Genomic DNA, 22798 nt, shown 5'->3' with positions numbered 1-22798 from the left:
CGCGGGAAGGGCCGTGCCGGGGGTCAGGTCCCTCGCCGGTTGCGTTCCAGCCACGCCCGATGGTGTGCGCTCGCCGCGTCCCGGGCCCGGCGCGCGGCCGTGAGCGGCACGTCGTCGCCCCGCCACCCGTCGAGGGTCTCCCGCATGCCCGCGACGAACTCCTCCCCGGCGGGCGTGAGCCGACCGCTGGCACGTAGGGCGTCCACCACGTCGCTGGTGTGCTGCCGCCATCGCGCGTACTCGCCGTGCGCCCGCATCGCGTCCTCGCCCTCGTCGAGGAAACGCTGCACGCGCCAGAAAGCGGCCACGGTGAGATGCGCGTAGGCGCCTTGGAGCAATGCCACCAGCGGACGCGGATCCTCGCGCCACGGGGCGTACCACAGCGTGCGCCCGGTATCCACGGCCTGCTCGGTCAACGGCACCAAGTCGAGCAGCGCCCACAGTTTGGCGTGCTGGATCTCATGCGCGAGCAGCGAGGCGAGTATCCTGCCGTCATCGGGCAGGGACACGGCGAAGGCCCCGAAGGCGTGCCGCGAGGTGGCGCTCACGTGTCGGCCCCGCGGCCGATGCATGGGCACGAACGTCGTGATCCCGGCCGCCACCTCCTCGGCGTACAGGCGGTGGTGGGAAACGAGGAGCCGCCAGCCCTCCTCCAGCACCTGCCGCCAGCGCTCCAGGGCGGCGGGGCGCTGCCGCGGCGCGGGCCGGCTCTCCGGCAGCCGGTAGGGGTCCAGGTCGTCGAGGAGTACGGTGAGCGTCCGGGAGCCGGCCCGGGCGGTCAGCGTGCGCACGCCCGTCCAGCCGGTCGCGTACCGATCCGGCGCGTCTGGGATTTCGGCGCCGGTTCCCGCCCCCACCACCTCGCCGGCGCCGTTCTTCACCCGCACCGTCACCCGGGTGGCGCGGTGGTCCCGGCCGACCGGGAGCCGGGCGACGCCGAGGGAGGGGAGCACCACTCGCCCTTGCGGCACGGTGAACTCCAGCGTCACGCTCGTCCCGGCCCGTACGGCCGCGGCGACCGCCATGCCCGGAAGGTACCCGAGCGCCACCGGCCCGGCCGCCTTGTGCGGCAGGGCGCGGGACAGGCGCAGGGCCCACGTGCCCACCGGGGGGTGGGGCAGCACCTGCTCCACCGCTGCCGGGTGTTCCTCGTGGAGCGCGGCGAGCAGCTCGTACGCCTCGGCCAGCTCGCCCGCGCGCTCGTGTCCGATTCGTGCGGCCAGGGCCACCACGTGGCGGGTGAGCAGCAGATGCTTGCTGCGCGCCGTGCCGGCGAGGAACCGCATCGCGGGCTCGCCGCCGGCGCCGTGCGCGAGGGCGGAGAAGAGCCCTTCGGGGATCCGGTGCCTGCGGATCACCGTGGGTTTCCCCCGCTCAGGTCGCGCCGGATCCGGGTCTGGACATGCTCGATCAGCCGGTACAGGTCGGGGCAGTAGACCGAAGGGTTGCGGTGGCCGCTGCCCGGACGGTACCGGTGGGCGTACAGCCCGGCACCGCAGACGCGGGCGAACCTGCATGCCCGGCACTCGTCGGCGAGCGCCGCCCAGCCGAGCTGGCGGGCCACCACGCCCGGATGCGACAGGGCCGCGTCGAAGGGATGGTCGACGATGTTCAGCCCGGTCGCCGGCGCGCCGTGCCCGACCACCTTGAGGAAGTCGGACTGCTCGATCGTGCCGTCGGTCTCGATCACCACCAGGCTGGACGGGGTGAGGCCGAGCGCCTCGACTCCGGATCGGCCGCCGAGCAGCAGGTGGATGATCTCCTCGAAGAGCCGCACCCCGGTGGCGCCGCGGCCCTCGCCGTACCAGCGGTCGAACACCGCGATCAGCCAGTCCGCGTACGGCGTGTGCCGCGGATCGGCGGTCCGGCCGGGCGGCGGCGCGGCCCACGTGCCGTGCGGCAGCAGGAAGTCGATGCGCGGTGGCTCGAAGGCGAGGAGGTCCTCGTACGTCTCGACGGGATCGTTGGCGAGGTCCACGGTGCACAGCAGCCCGCCGTACACCTGGCGGAACCCAGCGAGCAGTCGCAGGGCCGCGGCGACCCGCGCGTGGCTGCCGCGCCCGTCGGCCGTACGGCGATGCCGGTCGTTGGCCTCGGGCCCCCCGTCGACGCTGACCCCGACTCGGACGCCGAGCTCGGCGAAGAGCCGCAAAAAGTCCTCGTCCAGCCGCATCGCGTTGGTCTGCACCGAGAACCGGACGTCCACGCCGTTCAGCGCCTCGCGCATGGTGGCGACCAGTTCGGCGAGGTAGTCGCGTCCGGCGAGCAGGGGCTCCCCGCCGTGCAGGATCACCCGGACTCCGTCGAGCCCGTGCGCGTGCGCGTGCTCGGCGATGCGGCGCGCCGCCGCCCGCAGCAAAGGACGCGGCATCCGCCTGGGCCGGGACCGCCAGCTCTGGTCGGCCAGGGTGTAAACGTAGCAGTAGTCGCAGGCGAGGTCGCAGCGGCTGTGCACCTTGAGGATGAACTGCCGGAAGGGCGTGGGCCGCCACTCACCGGCGGCCAGCCGGGCGACGTCGAGCGTGGCGGGCCATTCCGGCGGCGTCCGTCTCGTCGGTCCTTCGATGTCGGTGCTCACGCTGGGAACTCCCGCACGGCCCGGCATTAACGATGGAATCAATACCGTATCAGAAAATCGTATCAATTTGGAGCTTGTTTACGGACGTGCAATTCATGCGCGTTCTCGGGAATATATTCAGCACGGTTCTGACCAGGGGAAACCCGGGCGTGAGACATTTGGCTGTGCAGGGGGAGCCGGTGGAACGCTCCCTGTCATCCTTCGGTCGCCGCCCGGCTCGCCGGGACGCCGCTGCCGATTCGGGCGGTGGCCTCGATTTCGATGCGCATGCGCGGGTCGGCCAGGCCGCAGGAGATCATGGTGGCGGCGGGGCGTACCTCGTCGAAGAACTCGCGCAGGACCGGCCAGCATGGCTCGAAGTCGGCCGGGTTGGGCAGGATGTAGCGGACCCGGACCACGTCGGCCATGCTGGAGCCCGCCTCCGTCAGGGCGGCCTCGATGTTGAGCAGGGACTGCCGTGCCTGCTCTGCCACGTCGTCGGAGATGGTCATCGACGTGTAGTCGAAGCCGGTGGTGCCCGACACGTGCACCCAGCCGTCGACGACGACGGCGCGGGAGTAGCCGATGGAGTTCTCGAAGGTTGAGCCGCTGGAGATCAGCTTGCGGGGTGTCATGGCGGCATCTTCGCGGGCGGGTCAGGGGCGTGTCGAATTCGCCGTGGTGTTCCCTTTCTTGTCGTCTGTCGTGTTCGCCGCCATGGCGAGGAGTTCGGCGAGGTGGATCGCCTTTACGGTGCTGCGGGCGCGGCGCAGGCCTTGGCGGAGTTGGCGCAGGCAGCCGGGGTTGAGCGCGACGATGTAGTCGACGTTGGCCGCCTCGATCGCCGCGGTTTTGGGGGCGAGTACGGCGCGGCTGTCGGCGGGGCGGAGCAGTGAGTATGTGCCGGCCGCGCCGCAGCAGTCGGCGGCGCCCGGGAGTTCGACGTAGTCGGCGACGGCGGCGATCAGCTCGCGGGGCGGGCGGGTGACGCCGAGGCCGTTGCGGAGGTGGCAGGAGTCCTGGAGGGTTACCCGCGCTCGCCGCCCGCCGATACGGACCTCGCCGGAGGGGCGGTGGCCCGTTCGGTCGAGGTAGTCGCTCAGCTCGGCGACCCGGTCCCGGCCCAGGTGGTGGGCGAGGTGGGCGGCGCAGCCGCCGGCCGTGGTCACGATCGTGCCGGGGAGGCGTTCGCCGAGCTTGAGGGCGAGTTCCCGGCCGGCGGCCGAGTCGCCGTTGTGGGCGTGCAGCGCGCCGCAGCAGCCCTGGTTCGGGGGGACGGCGAGTTCGGGGCGCAGTCGCAGGACGGCCTGGGACACCTGCGGGTATAGGCCGCGTTCGACGCAGCCCAGCATTAGGGAGGGGGTTTCGCCTGCGGGGCGGGGCGTGGCGTCGTCGGGTACGCCGGGGCGGGGTTCGGCTCGGCGCACCTTGGCGTACCGCCGTACCAGCCCCTGCAGTTTGAGTAGTCCGGTGCGTGACACGACGGCCATCAGCAGCCGGGCGATCAGCGGACGCCTCCGACCGGCCCACTGATGGTCGCGCCACTGTTCCAGCAACTCGCCGTACTGCACCCCGGCGGGGCAGACGGTTTCGCATGCTCGGCAGCCGAGGCAGAACGATGCCTCCTCGGCGAGCGTCGGATCGTCCGGTTCGAGGCGGCCTGTCTCCAACGCCCGCATGAGGGTGATTCGTCCGCGCGGGGAGGAGGTCTCCTGGCCGGTCAGCTTGTACGTCGGGCACACCGGCAGGCAGAACCCGCAGGAGATGCACCGATCGAGCAACTGCGGATCGAAGATGGACCGGCCGCCGGGCTCGGCGCACTCGGGAGCGGCGGCGGACGGGCCGTCGAAGGCGGAATGATCGATCATGAGGAGCCCAGCTTCCCGGGGTTGAGGATCCCGGCGGGATCGAAGGCCTGCTTGATGCGCCCGAGCAGCGCCACCTGGTCGGCGCCGAGCCGCTCGGCCAGGTAGGGCAGCTTGGCCGCGCCCACCCCGTGCTCCCCGGTGATCGTGCCGTCGAGCGCGATCGCCGCGGAGAAGATCTCGGCGAACGCCTGGTGGCACCGTTCGATCGCCGCCGTGTCGCGCGGGTCGAGCACGCACGTCGGATGCAGATTGCCGTCCCCGGCGTGTCCGAAGGTGGCGATCAGCAGCTCGTGCCGCTCCGCGATCTCGTCGATGCGGTCCACCATCTCGGCGAGCCGGTGCCGCGGCACGGTGACGTCCTCCAGCACGGTGAGCGGCCCGAGCCGCGACAGCGCGGGCAGCGAGCACCGCCGCGCCGCGAGCAGCGCCTCGGCGCGGGCGACGTTCTCGGCGAGCGTCACCTCCAGGGCGCCGTTGTCGACGCAGACGCCCTTGATCCGGTCGAGGTTGCCCGCGACCGCCCCGGCCTCCCCGTCGTCGCCGAACAGCAGCAGCGCCCCGGCGTCGTCGCGCAGCCCGAGCCGCGCGAAATCCTCCACGGCCGTGATGCACTTGCGGTCGAGGAACTCCAGCGTGGCGGGCACGATCCCGGCGGCGATCACGGCCGTCACCGCCCGGGACGCGTCGGCGAGCGAGGCGAAGTAGGCCAGGCCGGTGCCGCTCTCCTTCGGTTTCGGCAGCAGCGCCACCGTCGCCTCGGTGATCACTGCGAGCGTGCCCTCGGACCCGGTGAGCAGCCGGGTCAGGTCATATCCGGCCACGTCCTTCCACAGCCGCCCTCCGGTACGGATGATCTCCCCGGTGGCGAGCACGGCCTCGAGGCCGAGCACGTAGTTGCGCGTCACGCCGTACTTGAGCCCGCGCAGCCCGCCCGCGCAGGTGGCGATGTTGCCACCGATCGTGGACACGGTGTGGCTGCCGGGGTCGGGGGCGTACAGCAGGCCGAGCTCGGCCGCCGCGGCGCCCAGCCGGGCGGTGGTCACGCCCGGCTGGACCCGCGCCAGCAACTCCTCCCGGCTGACCTCCACAATCCGGTCGAGCCGTGTCAGCACCATCACGATGCCGCCGTGCAGGGGCACGGCCGCCGCGCACAGGTTGGACCCGCCGCCGCGCGGCACCACCGGCACCCGGTGGGCGGTGGCGTACCGCAGCACGGCCGCCACCTCCTCGGCGCTGCCCGGATACACCACCGCCTGGGGCAGCGACTCGAACAGCGGTGTGGCGTCGCGGGCGTGGGCGGCCAGGGCGCCGTCGTCGACGCGTACGTGTGTGTCGCCCACGATGCCGGCGAGCGCCCTGGCCAGGTCCGCACGCGAGATCATCAGCCCACGACCATCCAGCCGAGCACGGGCGTCGACTGCAGGTAGACGAGCACGCAGACCGCGACGAGCAGGCCGATGCCCCAGCCGACCACCTTGCGGAACAGCTCGCCCTCGCGGCCTTCGAGCCCGACGACCGCCGCCGCGATCGCGAGGTTCTGTGGTGAGATCATCTTTCCGAGTACACCCCCCGTGGTGTTGGCCGCTCCCAGCAGATAGGCCGGGATGCCCGTCTGCTCCGCAGCCGCGTACTGCAACATGCCGAACAGCGAGTTCGACGAGGTGTCCGACCCGGTGACCGCCACCCCCAGCCACCCCACGATAGGCGAGAGCAGGGCGAACACCGACCCGGTCTGCGCGAGGAACAACCCCAGCGTCACCGTCTGCCCGGACAGGTTCATCACGTACGCGAGCGCGAGCACCGCCATCACCGTGACGATCGTCCACCGGAACTGGTGCACGGTCTGGCCGTACGCCCGAAGCGTCCGGCTCATCCCGACCCGGTACAGCAGCGCGGTCAGCACCCCGGCCACCAGCAGCGTCGTGCCGCCCGCGCTGAACAGGTTGAAGTTGAACGTCGTCGCCGACACCGCCTTGCCCTCGGCGTTGACCACGTCCAGGCCGGGCCACGCGAACGCCCACCCCGAGTGCGCGGCCAGCCACGTCTTGATCGGCCCCACGGTCGTCGCGGCGAACAGCACGACCACGATCAGGTAGGGGGCGAACGCCATCAGCGCCGACCCCTCGCCGGTCGCCCGCCGCCGCTGAACGGCCTCGAACCGCTCGTCGGTCACCGACGCCCCGGCCACCACCGGCATCGCCTCCTGCGCGGCGAGCACCTCGCGGGGCCGCCACACCCGCAGCATCCCCACGATCGCCAGCGCGCCCACGAAGGCGGCCACGATGTCGGTGATCTCGTACGACAGGAAGTTGGCGCTGATGAACTGCGCGAGCGAGAACGCGGCCCCGCCGACCAGCGCCACCGGCCACACCTGCCGCACGCCGCGCCTGCCGTCCACCATGAACACCAGCAGCAGCGGCACGAACAGCGCCAGCACCGGCGTCTGCCGGCCGACCATCGCCCCGAGCGTGCCCGCGTCCAACCCGGTGATCTTGCCGAGCGTGGTGATCGGTACGGCGATCGCGCCGAAGGCGACCGGCGCGGTGTTGGCGACCAGGGAGACCGCCGCCGCCTTCATCGGCCGCAGGCCGACCGCCATCAGCATCACCGAGGAGACCGCGACGGGCGTGCCGAAACCGGCCAGCGCCTCAAGCAGCGCCCCGAAACAGAACGCGATGATCACGGCCTGGACGCGCTGGTCGTCGGAGAGCGAGCCGAAGGCCCTCCGTAGCACCGCGTCCCACCCGGTGACCTCGGTCAGCTTGTAGATCCACAGGGCGTTGAGCACGATCCAGATGATCGGGAACAGGCCGAATGCCGCCCCTTCGCTCGCGGCCAGCATCGCCTGGCCGACCGGCATCGCGTACGCGAAGATCGCCACGCCGAGGGCCACCGCGAGCGAGGCGAGCGATGCCTTCCATGCCTTCCAGCGCAGCGCGCCGAGCAGCACGAACAGTGTGACCAGAGGAAGCGCGGCGAACAGCGCGCTCCATCCGAGCGACCCCGCCACGGGGTCGAAAACCTGCCGGTAGCCCTCCACGACCTGCTCCTTACGTCCGGTTTGTCGCATCACCCCCGTTCGGCAAAGTGTCAGACAATGTGTCTTGTATGTCAACAGTGCATTTCATCCGTCGTGTCAGAATGGGGACAAAGCCCACGTGGGAGGTGTGCATGCCCCGGGACGCCGCACTCCGGTTGTCCACCGTCTCGGTCGTCGACGCCCTCGTGGCCTCCCTGCGCGACCGCGTACTCGACGGCCAGATCCCGCCGGGCAGCACGATGACCGAGGCCGAGATCGCCACCGCCTACGGCGTCTCCCGCCCCACCGCCCGCAGCGCCCTGACCGCCCTCGTGCACGAGGGCCTCCTGTACCGCGAGGCCAACAAGCGGACCTGCGTCCCCCGCCTCTCCCAGGCCGACATCGAGGACCTGTTCCTCATCCGCATCCCGCTGGAGACCGAGGTCGTCCGCATCCTGATCGCCCGCGACGCCGTCCCGGTCATCGAGGCCGCCCGCGCCGTCGCCGACCTGGAGCACATCGACGCCACCGCCGCCCACGCCGCCTTCGTCGAGGCCGACCTGCGCTTCCACCAGTCCCTCGTCGACGCCGTCGGCAGCCCCCGCTACGACCGCCTCTACCGCCAGATCAGAGGCGAGGTCCACCTGTCGATGGTGCAGACCCGGCACACCCTCGGCCGCGAACGCATCGTCGCCGAACACGGCGGCATCCTGGAGGCGATGCGCGCCGGCGACGCCGACGAGGCCGTCCGCCGCATGCGCGACCACCTCGACGGCGCCTGCCGCTCCCTTCGCCAGGTCTTCGCCGAAACCTGACCCAGGTTCCCGCGGGCGAGCAGCATCCAGGGCGCCGACGCGTCTGTGGAACATCAGAGTGGATGTGGTGTCCGCCGGGCGACCGGTGGGACACGAGCGGGTGGACGTGGCCGTCATCTTCGCCGCGCACCATCCCGGCCTGGTCCGGTGATCGAGGCGGCGAAGGCCATGCCCGGCGTCGCGAATGTTGGTCGACCTGCGGTGCGTGAACAGGTCGCGGCAGCGTACGGAGCAGGCCGAGGGCGGGAACGCCGGACGTTGCTGAGCCGGCGAACCGCGCCGGGGAAGGACGGCGGCACTACCCGCTCAGATGCCCCGCGTCGCGTGCCCAGCGGATGACGCGATGCGTCTTGCGGCGCGAACGCCACCCGCGAGCGGGCGCGGCGGCGGTGAGTTCGGCGACGAGCGCCGCCGCGTCCACGCCCGGATGCACGATCGCGCAGGCCAGGGCATCGTGGGCATGGTAAGGACGGCCCCGGTCGTACGCCCGGAGAGCGGCGGCCCGGACCGCCCGCGCCGAAGGCTCGCCCGCGCGGGCGAGCGCCAGTCGGGCGAGCTTGCCGGGAACGCTGGGGAACAGCCCGTGCGCGACCGGGTCGCCGGGCTCGCCCTGGGCGATGTCCCGCAAAGCGGGCAGCCACCGGTCCGACACGGCGGGAATCGGAACGCCCGGCGGGAAACGGTCGGCGAGGAAACGGGTCAGGGCCAACGCCTCCGCGTCGCCGTTCCACCCGCCGGCCACCAGCCCCGCCAGGACCGGCCCCGTCCTCGTCACCCCGGCGAGCAGCAGGGCGACGACCGGCGCCTGGGCCAGCGGCCGTACGGCGATCGCCGGGTCCGCGACCTCGATCACGTCGCTGAACACGCAGTCCCGTGGCCGGATCGTCGCCAGCCACCGCCGTACCGTCTCCTCGTCGAGAAGCCATCGCGTCCGCGTCCATCGGCCATCGGCCGACTTGGTCCACTCAACCCGCTCCACGGCACCTCGCGCTCCCGACGTACTCTCGACATCGTGACCGACCCCTGCCCCTGCGGCCACGACGCCTGGGCGGCCCCGCGGACCCAACGTCAGGCACTGGCACTGGCGGGGCACCACACCGGCATCGCCCACCTGCTGACCGTCGTCGCCCGCGACGACTCCCGCTGGCTCGGGGTGCTGCGGTGCACCCGCTGCGGCCGGCTGTGGGCCGAGGACAGCATGACATCCGGACAAGCCGACATGTTCTTCATTTATCCCATCGACGCGACGGACCCCGAGGCATGGCTATCCGCCGCACACCCCCTCAACCCGCCGCCCGGCTGACAGGACGCCGTCCCTTGATCCAGAACTGTCGCCGACGCGCGGGACGATCGTCGTCCGACGTTACCGTGGGGCTGTGCTGACCGACATCGAAACCTTCCAGGAGACACTCGCAGCCAGCGGGCTGCCCCCTGTGCGCAGTGGGCGGCACGACGGCGGGGAATTCCGGGCCGCCGTCACGGCGCGCGACCTCGGGCCGCTCAAAGCGGTCGAGTTGGTCACGCCGGAGGGCGAATGCTTCCGCGACGCTCGCCACGCCCGCGCCGCCGACGAGGAGTTGTGGCAGATCGATCTGATGACGAAGGGACGGGCGCGCGTCGAGCAGGGCGGCGGCAGCGCGGATCTCCAGCCTGCCGATCTGGTTCTCATCGACCCGGCGCGGCCGGTCCGGTTCGCCAGCACCGCCTCCACGCACGTGACCCTGCTGGTGCCCCGGCGGGAGCTGCGGCTCCGTCCAGGCGACGCCGCCCGCCTCACCGGCGTACGGATCAGGGGTGACCGTGGCCCGGGAGCCCTGGTGTTCTCGCTGGCGCGGGACATGGCCCGATCGCTGAGCGGGTTCCGGGCCGGCGAGGCGGGCCGGTCGGCGGCCGCGGTGATCGAGCTGATCTCGGTGGCGCTCGAGGCACAACTGGGCGACGTGCCACCGGACGCCGACGACGCGCTGTGCGACCGCGTTCTCGGCTACATCGAGGCGCGGCTGTCCGATCGCGAGCTCACCCCGGCCAGGATCGCCGCCGCACACCACATCTCCGTACGCCGCCTCCACCGGCTCTTCGAGGATCAGCCGCTGACCGTCGCCGCCCTCATCCGCCGGTGCCGCCTCGAACGCTGCCGCGCCGAACTGGCGCGCGGCGACCGCACGGTCGCGGCCGTCGCCGCCCGCTGGGGCTTCGCCGACCCCGCGCATTTCAGCAGGCTCTTCAAGGCGACATACGGCTACAACGCGACGGCGCTGATGTCCAGCAACCGTGCACGGATGGTCAAGGCGTCCGCCGTCCGGTCCGAAGAGGATGGGGGTGCACACAGCAGAGGAAGGCGATCGCGTGGAGCAGTCAATCGAGGCGATGAGCGCCATCCCCATGCGCATGTACGAGGCCTGGAACCGCGGGGATGTCCCGGGCTTCTTCGCGGACTTCGCCGAGGACGCCGTGTTCGCGGAACTTGAGGGCACCATCTGTTGGAACCGCGCGGAGGCGATCGCGGCACACGAGACGCTCATCGACACGGTGATGAAAGGCTCCCGGCTGGTACGGGGCGAGGTGATGTTCGCCCGGATCATCAGCCCGGGCGTCGGCGTGGTCCACAGCCGCGTCGGCATCCTCCTGCCGGGCGAGGAGGAGCCGCCGTCGACGCGCTACTCGATGCAACTGTTCGCCATGGTGTGGCGAGACGACCGCTGGGTGGTCGCGGCCTTGGAGAACGCGCGCCTGCTGTCCATGGAGACCATGGCGGCCCTGGAGACCTTCTCCGCCGGCTAGCGGGAAATGGCTCGGGGTGCTGCGGTGCACCCGCTGCGGCCGGCTGTGGGCCGAGGACAGCATTACGTCCGGACACGCCGACATGTTCTTCATCTATCCGATCGACGCGACGGACCCGCAGGCATGGCCGGCCTCCGCGCGTCCCCTGGATCCGCCGCCGGGCTGAACGCGCTCGTCCTCAGTGGCTCAAGATCACCTTGAGCAGGGCGATGGCGGCGGCCACACCGGCCAGCGCCAGTCCGGCCACGAGTGTACGTCTTGAGCCCGGACGGTTCACGATCAGTCCGAGGAGCGCGAGGCGCACCATCAGGTAGACGTCGGAGGCGATGATCGCCACCGAGCCGGGGACCAGGTCCGCCCAGGCGGCGGCCATGAGAAAACACGGCAGCACGGCCGACACCAGGATCGGCGTCGCGTCGCGGAGCTCGTTACGCACCTCGCCGCGAGTCACCCTGCCACCGGCTCGGGCACCGATCAACGCGGCGAACGCGTGCGCCAGGAACGTCGACACCGCGGCCCCGAACACCACCTGCAGCGCCCGCCCGTCCGCCGTGTCCTCGTCCACCAGCGGGACCAGCGCCGCAAAGAGGATGATGTTGCCGTACACCCAGGCGGAGATCGAGCCCGGGGTCCGCTGTGGAGGCTCCGGTCTGCGCGCCCGACCGCGACCAAAGCGCCGGTGTCGGCGCGGAATGTCGGATTGGCTCACTGGGACTACATTAGCTCCAATTTAGAGCCGATCGTCGCCGATTTGCGGGTATGTACGACTGCAACGCGATGGCACCCACCATTCAGCAACAGTGTACGGATGGTCAAGAGTCCGAGGTATGCGGAAGGCGAGGAATCTCACGTTGTCCCTTGTCGTGAGCGCTCCCCTTCTCCTGCTCGCCAACTGGTTCATCGTTTCCGCGATCCTCAGATCAAGCTGCGCTCTGCCGTACGAGGGCGGCAACATAACGGAGTGTGTCGGCGGCCTTTCGGAGGAAGAATCGAGCGCCGTATCGGCTCTGATCGCGCTGATGATACTCGCCATTCAGGCAGTGTCGGCCGCCCTGTTGATCAGACGTAGCCGCTCCACGTCATAGCGGTCCACCCGGCCGACGCCGCGCTCTCCGGATTCCCCCGCCCCGTCCATCTGACCCGATCCTTCGGAGACTTCGGCTCGGGCATACCGCCTCGGTGAAATACCCATGACGCGCTTGAACGCCGTGTTGAACGCATGCTCGGACTCGTACCCGAGCGACCCCGCTATTCGAGCCAACGCGTCCCGGCCCTGCACAAGCCTCTCACCCGCCAGCATCATCCTCCAGCGCGTGAGATAGGCGATGGGCGTCTCCCCGGTCCGCGCGCGGAAGCGCTCCGCGAAGACCGAGCGCGACATTCCGGCCCGAGCGGCCAGCTTCTCCACCGTCCAGGGGTACGCCGGATCCTCGTGCATCGCTTCGAGCGCGGCGCTCAGTTGAGGATCGGCGAGGGCGGCGAACCATCCGACGCCGTCGCGGGAGCGCTCCGACAGGTACAGACGAAGCGCCTGCACCAGCATCATGTGCGCGAGCTGCTGCGCCACCAGCGCCGATCCCGGCCGGCCCTCGCGCAACTCCTCCATCATCAGCTCGATGGACCATCGCAGTCTGGCCCGATCGCCCGAGGTCTTGACCTGCATGAGAGGCGGCATCGTCCGCAGAAGCACCTCGGCATGGCGGCTGTTCACCTCGAAGCGACTGCCGACCATGAACACGTCCCCGCCGCCGTTGTAGGTGACCCTGCCTCCGCTGCGGCCGGGCCCGAGCACCTCACTCGCCCGCGTCGGCTCGACGTCCGGATCGCTGCCGATGATCGCCGGCCGCCCGCTGGGCAGGACGAAGCAGTCGCCCTCCTGAAGCCGCACCGGCTCGTCGACATCCTGCACCGTCAGCCAGCACGCGCCGCTGACGATGGCGTAGCACTTGATGCGCCCGGCCAGGTCATCGAGCGCGAGCGCCCATCGCCCGCCCGCGTCGAAGCCCCCGGTGATATAGCCCTGCGGCTTCAGCAGGGAGAGAACCTCGGAGAGGGGATCCATGCGCTCCTCGGACGATTGCGAACAAAACAGCGACCATTAAGTATAGTTCGTACGAACTGAGCTGCCTACATTTCAAGGGTGACGGGTCTCGGCGAGGAGACCCAGGACATCTTTTGGAGTGAGACAGCATGAAGGCCGCAGTCGTGAATTCATTCGGCGTCCCGCCGGCGTACCAGGATTTCCGTGACCCGAAGCCAGGCGACGGCGAAACCGTGGTCACGGTGCACGCCGCCGCCCTCCAACCGATCGTGAAGCGCCTGGCCGCGGGCACGCACTACACCAGCGGCACGTCCGCAGGATTCGTGCCCGGCATCGACGGCGTCGGCGTCGACGAAACGGGCCGCCGCGTCTATTTCCTGTTCCCGAAGCCCCCATTCGGAGCCATGGCGGAAAAGTCACTGGTCGCAATCGACGCGACGGCGCCGATTCCCGAGGACCTGCCCAGCGACCGCGCCGCGGCCATCGCCGCGGCGGGCGTCGCGTCATGGACCGCCCTCTCCCGACGAGCCCACCTCCGTCCCGACGAGACCGTGCTGGTCCTCGGCGCCACGGGCGCCGCGGGCGGCATGGCGCTCCAGACCGCCCGCCACCTCGGCGCGAGCAAGGTCATCGCCGTCGGCCGCGACGAGGCGAAACTCAACCGGCTGAACGCGGACGTGCACATCGCCCTAAACGATGACGCGGACAAGAAGCTGCGCGAGCAGTTCGATCAAGGAGTCGACGTCGTGCTCGACTTCCTCTGGGGCGAGCCCGCCCTTCGCACCCTGACCGCCGCGACCAAGGACCGCGCCTCCCGAGCCGGCGAGCCGCGCCTGCGGTACGTCCAGCTCGGCACTTCGGCGGGCGACGACATCCCCATCCGCGGCGACATGCTGCGCGGCAGCGGCCTGGAACTGATCGGAAGCGGCATCGGCAGCGTGGCCGTCAGGGATTACGCGGCCTGCGCCGGCGAACTGCTCGCCGCCGCACCCGCGGCCGGCTTCGACACGCCGTTCACCAGCCTCCCGCTCCCGGCCGTGGCCGACGCCTGGAATGGCGACCCGAACGTCCGCTACATCCTGACACCGGCCACATAATCGGGCGTCACACCGCGAACCGTTTCCAGCCCGCGACTGGAAACGGTTCGCCGCAAAAGGCATATCAAGCGCGACGGCGGTCGCGTACCCGCCCTGCCGAAAAACCAGTCACCTCCACCTTCGTCACTTTTGCTCTAGTCTCCGTATCATCGGTTCCATGACCGTCGATCGCCCAGAGCCCCTCCGCTCCAGCGAGCTGCGCGTCTCGCACGCCGAACGCGAAGAAGTGGTGGAGAGGCTGAAGAAGGCGGCGGCCGACGGCCGCATCGACCTCGACGAACTGGACGAACGGCTGGACCGGGCGCTCACCGCCAAAACCTACGGCGACCTGGAGCCCCTCACCGCCGACCTCCCCCCCGAAGCCCCGCCGGCCCCCGAAAAACCCCTGGTCCTCAAGGGAGGACTACAAGGCGCGACCCGCACCGGACGCTGGCAGGTCCCCGCGAGGATGACGGCGTACGGCGGCATGGGCGGCGTCAGGCTCGACTTCTCCCAGGCCGAGTGCCACCTCCCCAGGGTGGAGTTGGAAGTGCACGGTCAGACGGGCGGCGTCAAAGTGATCGTCCCCGACGGCTGGGCCGTGGACAGCAGCGAAGTGGACCCGGATCTCGGCGGCATGAAAGACAAAACAACCCCCGACCGCCTCCCGGGAACCCCGCTGATCCATGTCACCGGCACCGGCGGCCTAGGAGGCGTGATCATCCGCCACCCCAACGCCTGGGAACGCCGCAAACTACGCCAAGCCCACTCCTCATAGGGCGCGAAACCATTCCCCGGCAAGGGTGCCGATAGGGGACTTACGGCCGGCTCCCACGGGCGTCCCGCCCCGCCGCCACACGAGGTGAGGGCAGGATGACGAAAGCAGCGAGCACGAGCAACGGAAGTACGCAGCCGGCGGCGATCGTGTAGCCGTGGTCGTCCGGAAATCGGGCGTCGGCCGGGGTGGCGGTGGCGAGCAGGAGACCGGCGAGCGCACTGCCGATGCTGAACCCGACACTCCGGACGATCTGATTGATCGACAGAACGCTGGACGTTTCCTGCTGCGGAACTCCGACGAGCACGAGCCTCGGCATGATCGCGGAAACGCCGCCGACCCCGAAGCCGAGGACCGCCATCGCCACGAGAGTCGCGACGAGCGAGCCGCGCGTCACCGCGAACGTCCCCGCGGCGAGAACGACGAACACCGCGTAGATCACAAAACTCCACCGCGCGGAGACGCGCACTGCCAGCCAGGGCGCGAGCCGCCCGGCGACGAAACCGAGCACGGAGAACGGCGTGAGCGCGGCCCCGGCGAGCACACCGGAGAGCCCAAACCCGTATCCAGCATCCTGCGGGGTCTGGACATAGCGGGTCAGCAGCGAAAACAACAAATACATCCCGACGCCCGAAGCGAGCATCGCCGCGTTGGCGCGCACCATACCGCCCCGGCCGAACAAGCCCAGCTCGACCAGCGGCGCGGCAGCGCGCCGTTCGACCACAACCCACGCGCCGAGCGCGACGGCGGAGACGACGAGCACCGACGCCCCGACCCAGGGAGAGTCCCAGACGGAAGACTGGGCGACGACCAGCAGTACGCCAAGCGTGCCGATGCCGAGCCCCCCGCGTCCGTGCTCGCTGTCCCTCCTCTACCCGATGCTCGACGACCGCCTCCAGGCGCCGTCAAGCTCCGAGCCCGACTCCGAGGTTGTCTTCGCCGCCTAGACATCGAACTCGCCTGGTCCGCCGTCCTGGGCGAGAAATCCGGCACGGACGACGTACATCCATACTCCGCACCCGGCCGCGCCACCAACCTCACCAACCTGCCCGACACCTTCATCGCCGTCGCACAGTTCGACGTGCTACGCGACGAGGGCATCGACTTCGCCCGCCGACTACTCGCCGCCAACGTCCCGGTCAACCTGCACCTTTACGCCCGCGCCTTCCACGCCTGGGACCGCTTCGCGGCCGCCTCGGCCCTGTCCCGCTCATTCGGGCAGACCTGGCACACCTTCCTCCGCCGCAACCTGCACGACTGAGGGGCCCCGATTGAGCTGAGCGGTGGGAGCAGAGCGACGTTGATCCGGAGTCGGAGCGCCGTGCCGGGAGCGGGCTTTGGACAGGGCGGCATGCGGGATCTGTCGGTAAACAGGGGCTCCGGTTGCAGGTTCTCTGTCCCCGCAGCCAAGCGACTCCATCGGCACCGACACCCTGAACTGTCATTGGTTGCTCGTCCCAGCGAACTGATGATTGCCCTCCACGCCGAGGTTATGTCGGACATAATATGGGCATGAGGAAGTTGCGCTTCTACCGGTCGGCCCGTCGGCACCGCATCGGGCAGGCGCATGCCCTTCACGTGATCCGGTCCGGGCCGCCGGCGATCGTTCCGGCGGCGGACCCGAGATTGGAGGATCGATGGGTGTGGATAGGCCCGGACGATAGAGGCATCGAACTAGAGGTGATCGGCATCCTCACCGACAAGTACCTAGTGATCATCCATGTGATGCCGACCGCGTTGAGGAGGAAGTCATGACCGAGCATGCGGCAGCCTGGCCACCGGAAGACATCGAACTAGCCTTGGACCAGGACTCCGAAATCGACAGCGACTCAGAAGAGATCTATGATTGTAAAGGCAACAAGATCACCGACGAGTACGTGGACGAGGCTGTCGACGACGTTCATCGCGCGATCGACGAAGGTCGTGTACCCGTACCAACCGGCCGCGCCGGTCGTCCTTCACTCTCCGGCGAAGGTACACACTCGCCAAGAGTCTCATTCCGAGTGCCAGAGGAATTGCGCGAACGCGCGAAGGCTCGTGCAGAGCAAGAGGGCAAGACAGTGTCCGCATTGGCACGTGAAGCCTTTGAACGCTTCCTGCGAGCAGGCTGACTCAAGGACATGGCCTTTGCCGACGCCATGGCGTATGGGGACGCACTCAACAAGAGCGTCGAATAGTTCCATGACTCCGGCATGCCCTGCCGCCAAAGGTTCGTCGTCACTTAGTTTGTCACCAACACTCCCGCTGAGGAGCCATCGGCGGAGGCGTTTTCGCAGGTGGAGCTTAGGGGACTCGAACCCCTGACCCTCTGCTTGCAAAGACGCATGCCGGTCACGCCCGACCTGCAGATATGCAGCTCAGGAGGCTAGCCGCATGTCCCGTGACTCCCCGCTGTTTCCCCTTGTTTCCCATCCCATCGGGCACGTGACGGGCACGCCAGCCACGGTTACGGTGGGACTGGGTGAGGAACGAACCCTGTCCCGACTGTCAACGGCCAAGTACGGCGGTCAACCGGAGACGGGCGATCGTGGGGGTGGTATCTGTGCGGTGCGTCATGGCCCTATTCAGTCGACGCAATCAGTAAGCGGCGTACCCGTCGCCACTTGCCTGCCGCTAGCATTGATTTCCTAGTTCCTGCCGCAGGTATGTCCCCTTTCCTGCAACTCTTTCCCGCCCGGGCGAGAGGGTTCCTGCCGCTGAATTGTTATACGAGATTAGAAGGGCAGTTCTTCACCCGGTGACTCGGATTCGAACTGGGTATCACTTTGGTCAGACCTCGACTCAGCCGCATACTCCTTAAGCATTACCCATTTACGGGGGGCGCTGCTGTCGGGCTCGAGGCGAGCGATCGATGTCCACTGACTGGGATACAACCGGTCTAAGGCTTCCTTCACAAGGGCAAACCCCCAGTCACGAGCAGAGCCGGTACGTTTTGCGTGTTCGGGTGCCTTCTCGGCGAGAAGATAGCCGATCCTCCCCCATTTGATCCCTTCAGGGGTCTTAATCTTTCGCTGGAACTCAGCCTTATCCCGCAGGTGCGCGATGGCGATGTCTTTGTCCTCGGCTGCTGGCGGGCTGCCGACGTTGCTGTGCCCGTCTTGAGGGTGGCTCGCTGCGAGGCTGGCTGCCGCAGCTCGGGCTTCGTTTCGTCGTGTAATGACGTGGGCACGAGCGCGCGCAGCAAAGCTGTCCGGGGCTGGGCTATCATAGTCGGGATCAAGCATTTTGTAGGAGTCCTCGAAGCTAAGGACGCGCACCGATACGGGATAGGGTCGTGAATGCCGGTCGGTTCCGGGAGCACTGGACCAGTAGATACCATTGCCAACCAATGGTTCGTTCAGCAAGGTCGCCAATAGATCTTCAGAGAAGTGCGCGTTTGCCTTCTTCAGGGCGAGCAGATCACCTGCGGACAGTAGGTGGAAGACAAAGAAATTGTCTCCCTGGCTAAGAAGCTCCTGAGGCAGACTGCCAGGCTGCTGAGTGATCAGGAAAGCGCCCAGATCATATTTTCGGCCTTCCTTCACCCAAGAGACGAAAGGGCCGTCTTCGCTCTGATTGGAGCCTCCGAGGACAGACTGGGCCTCTTCAATGACCGCAATGGTTGGGATTGATTTGGGATCAGCCTCGGTGAACTGTGTCTGATTGTGCTCAAATATATCGCTAAGGATGACGCCTGCGAGTTGTAGCCCCTGAGCTCCGCGCATCTGAGAGATGTCGACCACGCACAACTTCCCCTGAGAGAGGCAGTCCTTCAACGCGCTCAGCAACTGGCTTTCAGGGTCATGCAAAGCATTGACCACCCGGGTCATATTGCCGACCGCTGCGTTGGTTTGTGCCTCCTCGCTATGGTCAAGGCCTAGGAGGTCCTGAACCTGGGCACGATCGGCACCGTACTTCTCCCGATAAATTAAATCGACGAGTCTGCTCCATTTAGGGCCGTCGAGAGACTTGAGCTTGACGACGTTCTGCTGGTCCTGTTTGTCCGGAGGCAGGGCAATACCCAGGACACGAGACGGGCTGAGCTCCTTTATATTCATCTTCACACCGTTGACTACGAAGGACTGGTAGAAGTCGCTCGGGTTCTTTCGGTTCGTGAAGACGACCAGTTTGTCATGCAGGTGCGGCACGTCACACAGAGCTGGGCGGCCCTTGAAGTCAGGCCAGAAGTACTCGCCATCCGGGTCGAAGATCACCGTTCCGACAGGAGCCTCGCCATTGCGGCGCGGCACGGTGGGCTGATCCTTGTAGAGGGCTGAGAAGAGCAACTTGACGAGGTTTGACTTGCCGAAGCCAGCGCGTGCGAAGACGAAGCTGCGCCGGGCTACAAGCTTGCTGATCTGAAACGTTGGCATGATCGCCGGGTGCTGGATCTGCATCCACGAGGAGTCACCGACACGGGAGTCATCCCCCGCGTAAACGAACTCCCCGTAGGCAAGATAACCGATAGGAACCGCGCCGTCGCCTGTGTCGTTGGCGTTGACGACCTCGGCCAGCAGGTCTTCAGAAAGCATGGCAACCTGGGCGCCAACGTGCGGCAGACGTCGGTGGCTGGGCACAAAGATGTGCTTGTCGCCTTCCATCCGAAGCACGCCGAGAATGCGGATGTCGACCTTGTACTTCAGGTAGCGCTCGCGCAGCTCATCAGGAATGGGCCGCTGGTCGCGCACGGCTCGGAGGGCATAGTCCTCTCCGATGGGGGAGACCAGACGACCCTGGGAGGCGATTGTGGTGATCCGTCCGAGGATAGCCTCGCGTTCGTGTTCAAGCTGCACGAGCACGAACTGACCATGCATCGCCATGGTCTGGAAGTCATCATGGTGTGGAAGAACGAGGTCGGCGTGGAACTCCATGCCGCTTTCGGAGAACCCGCGGAAGGTGCCAACAACTTTGTCACGGTCAAAAAGACTCATAGGACTTATTGCTCCACAAGATGTCGAGGGGCTATAGGAATGAGTTACTCGTAGCGACGGGCAGCGACGTCCGAAGCCAACCGTAGCGCGTCGATGACGGGAGCTTTATCTTCGCCGACCTGGGTGCGAACCGCGTCTACGAGATAGTCCTCAACAATGTCTATGTCCAAGTCTGCGACGCGGGAGAAGTTATCTGCCTGCTGGATACAGTTGGGGTAAAACGGGATGGGAAAGCCAGCTACGGCATCAGCCTGGAGGTAGCCGAAGATCGCCTGAGCGTCCTTGTTCTGGCGGGACATGATGTCCACGGTCCATATAGGGTCGCCGGAGTAGGGGCCGAAGCGCACGAAGTACATCCTTCCGAAGTTAAACTTTGGATCCTCGGCGATAGTCGTGTCGTCGAGCTCGCGGGTGTACTCTTCCCACTTATAGACCTTATCGAGCATTGACGACGGCACTTCGGCAAAGCAAGGTGCGCCGTTGTCGAATAGGCCGGACAAAGAGATCGCCAGGCGGTAATATTCGAGTACTTGGGTTTTTTTCGCGAGGCCAACGAGCCATACCTTACATCGGTCGCGCTTATAGACTCGCTCAATCGCTTCGTGCATCTGCTCGCCCATGCGAACGAAATAGTCCTTGGCAAAGATCTTGCTGCGCAGCAAGCCGTCGCGAACGATAAGGGTGTCCACGGGGTAGTCGCGGTAGCAGATCAAATCATATAGAGTTGCCCATTCGCACAGATCACGGAAGACTTGCACCCAGCTCGGAGACTTTCCGGACATCATCGGGGAAAGGTCTCTGAGCGACTGCACGCCCAGTCCCTTCATCAGTTTGCCTAGCGCGGTGCGTGGTACGCCGTTCTCGTGGAACTGACGACGCCCCAATTCGCCAATATCGGAGAGAGGGGAAACTACTTCTAGGCACAGTTCCTTGCCGTTGGAATCGACGACGCGAACCACCTGCAGGTAGAAGGGGTTGAATGCAACCTTATTGTTACCTCCGTCGGAGGCCATCAGCGCGACCGACGTTGCTACCCGTGGCTTAATCACCTTCACGCTGCTAGACATGGCGCGAGCCTGGCTAACCAGCTTGTCAAGCTCAGCTCGCCCAGCTTCAACCTGATCGCCAATCAGCTGCTTCAACTGCTGGATCTGCTCTGCGTTGAACATGCCCCTCCCCGCGCCCCCTTGGATCGCCACAGGCGAGTCGTGCACAAGTGTGGATCCACAGCATGGCATGCGATACTGACGATAAGCCATTGATTCCGAAAAGTAACTGGATTACCGACCAGTAGGGCAGTCCAACAGCTCCGCAACGAGGTCGATCTCGCCGATTGCGGAGCCCGCCTTGCCGAACTGCTCGGCTTGGCGGGCGCGCTTAGCCGGAGTGCCAGCTTGGCTGACGTCCTTGACGACCCAGCCTGCCTTCGCCTCATTCAGCGAGGCGACCAGCATCTGCTCGGGGTCGGTGCGGGCCGAAGGGAGTGCGCCGAAGCGAATGGCCAGGCGGGCCTTGGGGTGACAGCTGTGTGCAGCGGCAGCCCATACGTCAGCTAGAGCCTTGATGAAGGCATCCTGGCTCGGCTGTCGAGCGATCTGGCCGTGGGTACCATAGGGGACTTCCGGCGGACCCCCGAGGAACCACGAGCGCAGCCACTGATCGGCGACATAGGTGCGCATGCCGTAGTAGGGGGGTGAGGTGACTACCAGGTCGAAGCGTTGCCGTAGTTTGTTGAGAGTCTGGACTGAGTCACCGAGGTATACCTTGCCACCGCGGGGTAATGGCGTGGCTTTCAATAGGCGTCGTGCTCGCCGTTCGATGACGTCCAAAACTGGGACGTGGACCGGCGTCATGTCTCGCTTTTTCCAAAACTTCACCGCGTAGGCAGGCTTAGATGCGTAGGTGCGTGGCATCTGGTTCGACAGGTACGACGGCAAACCCTTGTTCTGTGGCCCGTGCAGGATTCCAAGCATGATCGCCCGCAACATCGCCGCTGTTGGAGTTTCCAGCTCGAGCAACTTCTCTCGCAGTGTCGAGATCTGGCGGAGCGTCTCCTTCTCATAACACCAAAGCCAGAACTCGCCCTGGGGAGCCTCCCCCCCCAAGCCATCCTCAAGGATGCGTTTCGCAAGGCGGACTACAGCGCCGGCGGTAACGCTTACGAGCTTGGCCTGTGCAATCGCAGCAGCCACTGGGTTGATGTCAATACCTACGGATGGTAGCCCTGCCAAGCGAGCTGCGTACAGAGTTGTACCGCGCCCGCAGAACGGGTCCAACACGCGACTCGCGCTCGGATAAGCCGCCAACTGCTGGAGCGGGAAATCGAGAGGGAACATCGTGTAGTACGGACAGACGGCGTTGAGCCGCAGCGCATCCTCGGACCACGTTACTGCAGGGGCTGCCGCCGTCGCCGTCATGCGGATGATGGTACAGGTACTGTTCACCAGGTATAGTTACATCCTGCTTCTGCCACCCACAGAATGCGGACCTGATGGGTCATGCGGCCTACTACTGCCGATTCATGAGATATCCGCCTTGCAACCACGTTGTGCATCTCGCACCTTCCATCGCGGGTAGACCATGTACCTCGCGACCGGATCGCTGCTGAAACGTGATGAGGATCCTCGCTGATTACCGATCGGGTGCTGTGCTATCGCTTCCGGCCTGTGATCCGATGGAGTCGTCGGGGGATGGTGCCTGCCCCAGAGGCGACAGATGACGATGCGCTCCTGTAGCGCGGTCCGAGCACGGGCGCGCGCGAGAACGGCCTCCAGGCCGCACGCGCAGCGCGCGGCCGAGCGCAGCGCCGCCCTTGATCATAGGCGTAATTCGGCAATGCTTGCAGGTATCGTCCGGTAGCCGTGTACGGCGGGGGTGTGGGGCGGTAGCTTCGCGGTGTGGGCGAGGACGGCGAGCGGACGCGTTGGGTCGTGCATGGCGAGCGGCTGGTGTATGA

Annotated in this window: 22 protein-coding genes and 1 tRNA gene; 9 read left to right on the top strand and 14 right to left on the bottom strand. The window is 67.3% G+C overall.

Going from position 1 to position 22798, the window contains the following annotated elements:
* Positions 1-23: 23 nt before the first annotated feature.
* From AB0K60_RS33520 to AB0K60_RS33495, 6 genes are all read right to left on the bottom strand, one after another.
* Positions 24-1358, bottom strand: coding sequence for an HEXXH motif domain-containing protein (locus AB0K60_RS33520; protein WP_364064458.1), 1335 nt, complete (start codon positions 1356-1358; stop codon positions 24-26).
* Positions 1355-2578 (bottom strand): FxsB family cyclophane-forming radical SAM/SPASM peptide maturase, encoded by a 1224-nt coding sequence (locus AB0K60_RS33515; RefSeq protein WP_364064455.1) that lies wholly within the window; start codon positions 2576-2578, stop codon positions 1355-1357. The genes AB0K60_RS33520 and AB0K60_RS33515 overlap by 4 nt, the downstream gene beginning before the upstream one ends.
* Before the next feature lie 194 nt (positions 2579-2772).
* Complete coding sequence (locus AB0K60_RS33510) at positions 2773-3192, bottom strand: RidA family protein (RefSeq protein WP_364064452.1); 420 nt, start codon at positions 3190-3192, stop codon at positions 2773-2775.
* Positions 3193-3213: 21 nt separating this feature from the next.
* Positions 3214-4425, bottom strand: a complete 1212-nt coding sequence (locus AB0K60_RS33505; RefSeq protein ID WP_364064449.1) for a (Fe-S)-binding protein — start codon at positions 4423-4425, stop codon at positions 3214-3216.
* Positions 4422-5807, bottom strand: coding sequence for an FAD-linked oxidase C-terminal domain-containing protein (locus tag AB0K60_RS33500; RefSeq protein ID WP_364064446.1), 1386 nt, complete (start codon positions 5805-5807; stop codon positions 4422-4424). Before AB0K60_RS33500 ends, AB0K60_RS33505 begins: the two co-directional genes overlap by 4 nt.
* On the bottom strand, positions 5807-7465 hold the full coding sequence (locus tag AB0K60_RS33495; RefSeq protein ID WP_364064443.1) for an L-lactate permease: 1659 nt from the start codon (positions 7463-7465) through the stop codon (positions 5807-5809). The genes AB0K60_RS33500 and AB0K60_RS33495 overlap by 1 nt, the downstream gene beginning before the upstream one ends.
* 131 nt (positions 7466-7596) lie before the next feature.
* On the opposite strand from AB0K60_RS33495, the gene AB0K60_RS33490 reads away from it, so the two are divergent.
* On the top strand, positions 7597-8259 hold the full coding sequence (locus AB0K60_RS33490) for a GntR family transcriptional regulator (protein WP_364064440.1): 663 nt from the start codon (positions 7597-7599) through the stop codon (positions 8257-8259).
* Positions 8260-8557: 298 nt separating this feature from the next.
* On the opposite strand, the gene AB0K60_RS33485 is transcribed toward AB0K60_RS33490, so the two are convergent.
* Entirely contained in the window at positions 8558-9238 is a 681-nt protein-coding gene (locus AB0K60_RS33485) for a hypothetical protein (protein ID WP_364064437.1), read from the bottom strand.
* A 33-nt stretch (positions 9239-9271) separates the two neighbouring features.
* Between AB0K60_RS33485 and AB0K60_RS33480 the strand changes: the two genes are divergently transcribed.
* From AB0K60_RS33480 to AB0K60_RS33470, 3 genes are all read left to right on the top strand, one after another.
* The gene (locus AB0K60_RS33480) at positions 9272-9562 is read left to right on the top strand and encodes a hypothetical protein (RefSeq protein ID WP_364064434.1); all 291 of its coding nucleotides are present in this window, start codon (positions 9272-9274) and stop codon (positions 9560-9562) included.
* 73 nt (positions 9563-9635) lie between these two features.
* Positions 9636-10727 carry a helix-turn-helix domain-containing protein gene (locus tag AB0K60_RS33475; RefSeq protein ID WP_364064431.1) on the top strand — a complete coding sequence of 364 codons (1092 nt, stop codon included), beginning with the start codon at positions 9636-9638 and terminating at the stop codon, positions 10725-10727.
* Positions 10627-11040 (top strand): SgcJ/EcaC family oxidoreductase, encoded by a 414-nt coding sequence (locus tag AB0K60_RS33470; protein ID WP_364064428.1) that lies wholly within the window; start codon positions 10627-10629, stop codon positions 11038-11040. The genes AB0K60_RS33475 and AB0K60_RS33470 overlap by 101 nt, the downstream gene beginning before the upstream one ends.
* A 178-nt stretch (positions 11041-11218) precedes the next feature.
* On the opposite strand, the gene AB0K60_RS33465 is transcribed toward AB0K60_RS33470, so the two are convergent.
* Positions 11219-11647: a hypothetical protein gene (locus AB0K60_RS33465; RefSeq protein ID WP_364064425.1), complete on the bottom strand. Its 429-nt coding sequence runs from the start codon at positions 11645-11647 to the stop codon at positions 11219-11221.
* Between the two features lie 426 nt (positions 11648-12073).
* Positions 12074-13102 carry an AraC family transcriptional regulator gene (locus AB0K60_RS33460; protein ID WP_364064422.1) on the bottom strand — a complete coding sequence of 343 codons (1029 nt, stop codon included), beginning with the start codon at positions 13100-13102 and terminating at the stop codon, positions 12074-12076.
* A 128-nt stretch (positions 13103-13230) separates the two neighbouring features.
* On the opposite strand from AB0K60_RS33460, the gene AB0K60_RS33455 reads away from it, so the two are divergent.
* Complete coding sequence (locus tag AB0K60_RS33455; protein WP_364064420.1) at positions 13231-14178, top strand: zinc-binding alcohol dehydrogenase family protein; 948 nt, start codon at positions 13231-13233, stop codon at positions 14176-14178.
* Positions 14179-14335: 157 nt separating this feature from the next.
* Positions 14336-14935, top strand: a complete 600-nt coding sequence (locus AB0K60_RS33450) for a DUF1707 domain-containing protein (protein WP_364064418.1) — start codon at positions 14336-14338, stop codon at positions 14933-14935.
* 40 nt (positions 14936-14975) lie between these two features.
* On the opposite strand, the gene AB0K60_RS33445 is transcribed toward AB0K60_RS33450, so the two are convergent.
* Entirely contained in the window at positions 14976-15767 is a 792-nt protein-coding gene (locus AB0K60_RS33445; protein WP_364064644.1) for an MFS transporter, read from the bottom strand.
* Between AB0K60_RS33445 and AB0K60_RS33440 the strand changes: the two genes are divergently transcribed.
* The 3 genes from AB0K60_RS33440 to AB0K60_RS33430 all read left to right on the top strand — a co-directional run bounded on the left by AB0K60_RS33440 (position 15732) and on the right by AB0K60_RS33430 (position 17043).
* A complete protein-coding gene (locus AB0K60_RS33440) occupies positions 15732-16193 on the top strand; it encodes an alpha/beta hydrolase fold domain-containing protein (RefSeq protein ID WP_364064642.1) in 462 nt (153 codons plus the stop codon). The two genes, AB0K60_RS33445 and AB0K60_RS33440, sit on opposite strands and share 36 nt — an antisense overlap.
* Positions 16194-16444: 251 nt before the next feature.
* On the top strand, positions 16445-16687 hold the full coding sequence (locus AB0K60_RS33435) for a hypothetical protein (RefSeq protein ID WP_364064415.1): 243 nt from the start codon (positions 16445-16447) through the stop codon (positions 16685-16687).
* Positions 16684-17043, top strand: coding sequence for a hypothetical protein (locus AB0K60_RS33430; protein ID WP_364064412.1), 360 nt, complete (start codon positions 16684-16686; stop codon positions 17041-17043). Before AB0K60_RS33435 ends, AB0K60_RS33430 begins: the two co-directional genes overlap by 4 nt.
* Before the next feature lie 166 nt (positions 17044-17209).
* Here AB0K60_RS33430 and AB0K60_RS33425 read toward each other — a convergent pair.
* The 4 genes from AB0K60_RS33425 to AB0K60_RS33410 all read right to left on the bottom strand — a co-directional run bounded on the left by AB0K60_RS33425 (position 17210) and on the right by AB0K60_RS33410 (position 22259).
* Positions 17210-17270 (bottom strand) — tRNA-OTHER (locus tag AB0K60_RS33425).
* 376 nt (positions 17271-17646) lie between these two features.
* Positions 17647-19842, bottom strand: a complete 2196-nt coding sequence (locus AB0K60_RS33420) for a DUF87 domain-containing protein (protein WP_364064409.1) — start codon at positions 19840-19842, stop codon at positions 17647-17649.
* Positions 19843-19886: 44 nt separating this feature from the next.
* Positions 19887-21011 carry a hypothetical protein gene (locus AB0K60_RS33415; RefSeq protein WP_364064407.1) on the bottom strand — a complete coding sequence of 375 codons (1125 nt, stop codon included), beginning with the start codon at positions 21009-21011 and terminating at the stop codon, positions 19887-19889.
* A 111-nt stretch (positions 21012-21122) separates the two neighbouring features.
* On the bottom strand, positions 21123-22259 hold the full coding sequence (locus AB0K60_RS33410; protein WP_364064404.1) for a DNA methyltransferase: 1137 nt from the start codon (positions 22257-22259) through the stop codon (positions 21123-21125).
* Positions 22260-22798 lie beyond the last annotated feature (539 nt).

Source organism: Thermopolyspora sp. NPDC052614, assembly GCF_040678635.1.
Classification (GTDB): Bacteria; Actinomycetota; Actinomycetes; order Streptosporangiales; family Streptosporangiaceae; genus Thermopolyspora.
Note: the sequence above shows the minus strand (reverse complement) of the source record. Positions and strands in the feature narration are given on the sequence as shown.